Here is a 5,686-nt window from a genome sequence, read left to right as displayed (position 1 = left end):
GTATTGTTTATTATTCTGAATACTTATAACATTAAGTTTAGTCTTACAATATTACGAAAAGGAGGATTTGAAACACGATTCAATATTACAGGTTGGATCAATACAAAAGTAATATGGAGGTTAACAAACGAGACAAAGATGACAATACGAATTACTTTCTTAGTACTCGTTCTAACCTTATTCATTTCTTCTATTTAGTAGTTAGGTTTTTGCCTCAATTAAAAAGTCACTAAATACAACAAAGAACCCACCCAAGTGAAGCACCAGTCTCGCTCTACAATTTAAAGGTTGAAACACAGTATAAGGATAGTTCCGAAGCTGATGATACAGCAGAAGGAAAAATGGACTTCACTAGAATAGAAAGTTGTAACAGTTTCTAGTGAGTGTTAAATGCAGTGAAAGCAGGGTCTACATATGTACAATACAATCTTGGAACTGCTGTTTTAACTGTTGAAGTAATTTTACTAAAGATGCTCTTGTTTTAGGTCAAATGTCAAGATGAGTTAAGTAGGAGGAAAGTGGATGATGAGGAAGAAAAAAGGTTTTCCCTACAAAGTAATTACTACTGCAACTTTAGCAGCAATGTTATTTACGTCAACGGGTCTTGCAGAAGAAACAGAAAGTAACACGGTTCCAGCTCCAAGTATTGAGGACATTGTAAAACAAGGTCAAAAAATTTTCTTAGATGAAGAGAAACATTTAAATGAAGATCAAGTAGATGAACTAGGTTATAAGGATTTAAGTGAAAATGGTATTGTTAAAGCTTATAACCCAAATGAACAAGTACGGGTAATAGTTGAAGTAGAACAACCAGAATCTATAGATATTTCTCCTAAAGTAAAAAAGAAGCAACAAAAGCAAAAGCAAGATGACGTTATAGCAAAAATTTCAAAGCAAAGTTCAGCTTCCAAGGTAAAAAATCGTTTCTTTGAAAGCTTTAATGGGTTTAGTGTTGAAACAGAATTTCGTAATTTTAAAGAAATACAAAAAACACCTGGGGTTGCAAATGTACATATTGCAAGAACTTTTGAACCATCAATGGGTGCAAGTAAAGAATTGGTACAAGCTCAAAATGTATGGCAGCAATATGGTTATAAAGGTGAAGGGTTACTAGTCGGGGTTATAGATTCCGGAATTGATTATACTCATAAAGATATGACACTTACTGAAAAAGGTAAAAAAAAGGAAAAATGGACAGAATCAAATATCCAAAATAAGTTAGCTGAAACTGAAGTAAATGAGAAATGGTACAGTGACAAAGTACCTACTGGTTATGATTGGGCGGATGATGATACTAATGTAATACCTCATGGTCAATATGGAAGCCCTCACGGTACACATGTAGCAGGTATAGTAGGAGCAAATGGTGACGAATCAAATGATAGCGTACAAGGAATTGCACCGGGTGTGCAACTTTTAGCTGAAAAAGTGTTTTCTGATAATGGCGAAGGAGCTTATGAGGATGACATTATCGCTGGTATTGAGCACGCAGTAACAATGGGAGCAGATGTTATTAACATGAGTTTAGGAACTGATGCTGGATTTGTTGGTGAGGACAACGATCCGATTCAGAAGGCAATCCACGTAGCAACAGAACATGGCACACTTGTAGTAGTTGCTGGTGGGAACTCTGCTTACAGCACTAAAAATGATCTAATACAATCTTCTTTACAACCTTATGCCGAAAATCCAGATATTGGTACAGTGAGTGAACCAGGTGTAAGTCCATATGCAATTTCTGTTGCTTCATATGAAAATTCGAAAATACATGTGAGCACCCTTGTAGAAGAAAATGGACTTCAGCTTCCATATCAAGATCAAACTCAATTTAACTTAAAGCTTTCTAAAGTATTATCTCCATTTGAAAGTTACGAGATGATTTATGTAGGTGAAGGTAGAACTGAAGATTTTAATAATAAAGATGTCACAGGTAAAATTATTATTGCTAAACCAAACCAAATATATGGATCATACAGTTATATTCAATACGAAGCAAGTAGGAAAGGTGCTAAAGCTGTTATTTTAGTACCATCGAATACAGATGTTGACTATCCAATTACCAACTTTAGTCCTTATTATACTCCAGCGGCAACAACAGGCAAAGCAATCGGTAATTCGTTAATTTCTAAGTTAACAAGCGGAAATATAGTTAGAATGAAATTATCAAAAGGAATTTATATTGATAATCCAAGTAAAGATACAATGTCATATTTCTCATCTTATGGAACACCACATACATTAGACTTTAAACCTGAGTTATCAGCACCAGGCGGTAATATTTATTCAACTGTTCCAGGAAATGAGTATGAGATTATGAGTGGAACATCAATGGCGACGCCACATGTAGCAGGTGGATCTGCACTTATATTACAATCCTTATATGAAAAAGGTTTAGCACATTCAAAGGAAACAGCTTTAAAAGCTAAAATTGCTTTAATGAACACATCTAAAATTATACAAGATCCACGGACAATTACTGAAGCTCCTTACTCTCCACGAATTCAAGGGTCTGGATTGATGCAAATACAAAATGCAATTAAAACACCTGTACTCGTAACAAGAGAAAAAACTCCTCTAGAACAAGCAGGATCAGTTGCATTAAAAGAGATTAATAGCAATAAAGTCAACTTTAAATTGAATTTAGAGGGACTTCAAAACTATAAAGTAAAAGGAAAAGATAAAGAAGATTTTGAATACAAAGTTTATGTAGATGTACTAACAGACGGTAAAGAAACGAAAGAATTTGACTTAGACAATGATGGTACATTGGATTCAAAAGAGTATTTAACATTAAAAAGTGAGCGAATACAAGGTGCTATAGCTTCTGTGAATGGAGAAAAAGTATCTAACTCACAAGGAAATATATTAAAAATTAAATCAGGACAAAACAAGAATCTCGATATTCAAGTTGAATTACCTTCTAATTTAAAGAAAGGAATTTTTGTTGAGGGATATGTACGACTAGTTCCCACAGGTCAAAACGCTGATTTAGCTGTTCCAATTTCTGTACCATATATGGGCTACTACGGAAAATGGGATCAACCACATAATATTGACCCTGTGGCATGGGATAAAGATGCTTTCTTGGGTTATACAACTCTTTGGAATGATGAACCAGGTTCAGAAGGAACATTCCCACTAGGTTATGATCCGAAAACTAGAACATTTAACAAAAGTCGAATGGTTATTTCTCCGAATGCAGCCTTTAAAAATATTTTCTCAACTTTTACTACACTAAGAAACTTACAAAAAACTGAAATGTATGTTGAGAATGAAAATGGTGAAATGATTCAATATCTTGGTGACTTTAGTGAATACACTGGAAAGCCATGGAAATTCCGTAAAAATATTATGTCTTATCGTAACTATTTAAATGGTGGTTATTTGTGGGATATAAAAGACCAAAATGGCCAAGTGGTCAAAGATGGTAATTATAATTATGTAATAAAAACAACACTAGATTATAAGGATGCTAGACCTCAAGTAGTAAAACTACCTATTCAAGTTGATTCTGTTGCTCCAGTCGTTTCGGATATTAAAGTACAACCGAAAGATGGACAATATGAAATTTCTTTCAAAGCTGTAGACAATGAAAAAGGTAGTGGATTTAAAGTTGGAATTATTTGGTATAACGGTAAATATAAGTCATTACAGATTGGACAGACATCAGTCCTTGTGAATGAAGAACCAAAAAGCGTCGTCGTACTGGGCTCTGATTATGCTTATAATCATGGATATTCAGTGTGGGGAGACCCTTCATATATTAATGAGGAAATGCTAGTTAGCTACTTTAGTGTTTGGCCAAATGAAGATATTAGTGGAAGTATACCTGCTGGAATCGATGCATTTGCTAATAACAATGTAAATTGGACAATCAATATAAAAGATATAAATGGAAAAGTAATTGATTCTTTTGTAGTTGAAAATGAAAATGAAATCCATTTAAAGTGGACCCCTGAATTAGATGTTCCAAATGGTACGTATTTTGTTTCAGCAGACGTTGTAAATAAACAAGGCTTTAAAGTAACGACAACCCCACAAACTGTTACTGTATTACAAAAATAGTATGAAAAAATGCCATTCTCATATTCTATGAGCTGGCATTTTTTATTTAGTGATATTATTCTCTAAAAACATTTAATTCTTACATATTCTATTATCACATAGATTAATAGATCGAATTAATTCACTTAGGCCATTACAGAAACCAGAGAAATGGAAGTCAAGAATATGACTATGGCAGATGGGAAGTAACAAAAAATGATTGGGGCTTATCTGGCCTAGACGGAGAACGTTTTGAACCTACTACAACATGGAAATCCGCGGGTACTCTAGCTTTTATGGATATTCGTGAGAAGGGAACGTTCCAAAGAAGTGGAATTACCGCTACAAGTTCAATTACAACAAGGGTATATAACGATTAACATTAACTAATTCTATAGATTCTAAAGATAAATTTACAGTTCAGAAGGAAGAGGGGGATAGCGTAAAAAATTCGTTACTTTTAAATGAAGATACTTTATTAAAACTACTTGAAACACATCCGCAACTTACATTATCAATTATTGAAAAAGGGTATGGGAATTCAAAAACGATTCAATTTACTTTTTTCTTTTGTCCTAAATTTATATGTGTATATACTCCTGTTGTTGATAAACTAGAATGCCCTAATAATTCTGTAATGTTTTTAAATCCACTTTTTCGTTACCTTGTAAAAGTAAAGTGACAAATGTATGTCGTAAGTGATGTAATGAAAAACGGTGAGCGGGTAAACCAGCTTTACTGATTAGTTGCTTAAATATAAGATGCAATGATCTTGCATTCAATCCCTTATTTAATCGACTCTTAAAAACTGGTTCTGATGATTGAGTATGTTCGATTAAAAGATTATTTTTATACTTCTGAAGTAAAGGTATTACAATGGAGTGAAGAGGGAGAAGACGTTCCTTATTCCTTTACCATGGATTAATATTGTATTATTTTCAAAATCCAATTATTTCCAAGTCAAACAAACAAGTTCCGATTTCCTCATACCTGTTGTTGCCAATAACTTAAACATAACTTCATTCCGCAGCGAAAAAGGGTGACTATCCTGTTCTAAATAAGTAAAAAACAAATGGAGTTCACTTAATTTCATATAATTAGGTAGTTTCATATCCGATTTAGGAGAATCAACTCCAGCCATAAAATCGAGGTCTAAGAATTGATCTTTAACACAGAATTTACTAAATGACTTTAAACAGGAAATGCGACGTTGTAGGGTTCTAGGTTTAATATTACTGTGTACTACTTGATCCTGTATAAAACGACGTACAGTTGATAATGAAATATCCGAAAGTATGAGTGAACGATTTTGCTTTATTAAAAACTGAGTAAAACAGTGCAAATCGTACTCATATGAGATAAAGGTATTGTTTGATAAATTTTTCTCAATTTTAATGTAAGATAAAAATTCATCAACGGCATGTTGAATATTCATTTGCAAACGGCCTCCAAATATTTTTGTTATAAGGATGCAACCGAGAATTATGTACCGAACCGAATACTTATTGTTACGACCTTAATAATTATGGATCCTAATTGATAATTATTGTGAAGGAGACACCAGAAAACTACCTAAAAATGATTATTATAGGAAGTGAGTACCTGTAGTTATTGGTACGTTTGATTTATTCCTAGTTTACAT

At 33.3% G+C, this 5,686-nt stretch carries 4 protein-coding genes; 2 read left to right on the top strand and 2 right to left on the bottom strand.

Annotation, left to right across the window (positions count from 1 at the left end):
* On the top strand, window positions 1–198 hold a 198-nt coding region (locus V7056_RS19785; RefSeq protein ID WP_499704102.1), incomplete at its 5' end, for a hypothetical protein.
* Window positions 199–525: 327 nt separating this feature from the next.
* Entirely contained in the window at window positions 526–4,065 is a 3,540-nt protein-coding gene (locus V7056_RS19780) for a S8 family serine peptidase (RefSeq protein ID WP_499704101.1), read from the top strand.
* A 602-nt stretch (window positions 4,066–4,667) separates the two neighbouring features.
* Here V7056_RS19780 and V7056_RS19775 read toward each other — a convergent pair.
* Together V7056_RS19775 and V7056_RS19770 are read right to left on the bottom strand one after the other, a co-directional pair.
* The gene (locus V7056_RS19775; RefSeq protein WP_499704103.1) at window positions 4,668–4,916 is read right to left on the bottom strand and encodes a tyrosine-type recombinase/integrase; all 249 of its coding nucleotides are present in this window, start codon (window positions 4,914–4,916) and stop codon (window positions 4,668–4,670) included.
* A gap of 77 nt (window positions 4,917–4,993) precedes the next feature.
* Entirely contained in the window at window positions 4,994–5,479 is a 486-nt protein-coding gene (locus V7056_RS19770; protein WP_499704100.1) for a tyrosine-type recombinase/integrase, read from the bottom strand.
* Between the last annotated feature and the right edge of the window lie 207 nt (window positions 5,480–5,686).

Origin of the sequence: Bacillus sp. JJ664 (assembly GCF_036962205.1) — a bacterium.
In the GTDB taxonomy this organism is placed as follows: domain Bacteria; phylum Bacillota; class Bacilli; order Bacillales; family Bacillaceae_G; genus Gottfriedia.
Note: the sequence above shows the minus strand (reverse complement) of the source record. Positions and strands in the feature narration are given on the sequence as shown.

What these genes read in the sequence shown, in the direction of transcription:
- V7056_RS19780 (WP_499704101.1), top strand. Translation starts at nt 526, where the DNA reads ATGAGGAAGAAAAAAGGTTTTCCCTACAAAGTAATTACTACTGCAACT.
- V7056_RS19770 (WP_499704100.1), bottom strand. Translation starts at nt 5,479, where the DNA reads ATGAATATTCAACATGCCGTTGATGAATTTTTATCTTACATTAAAATT.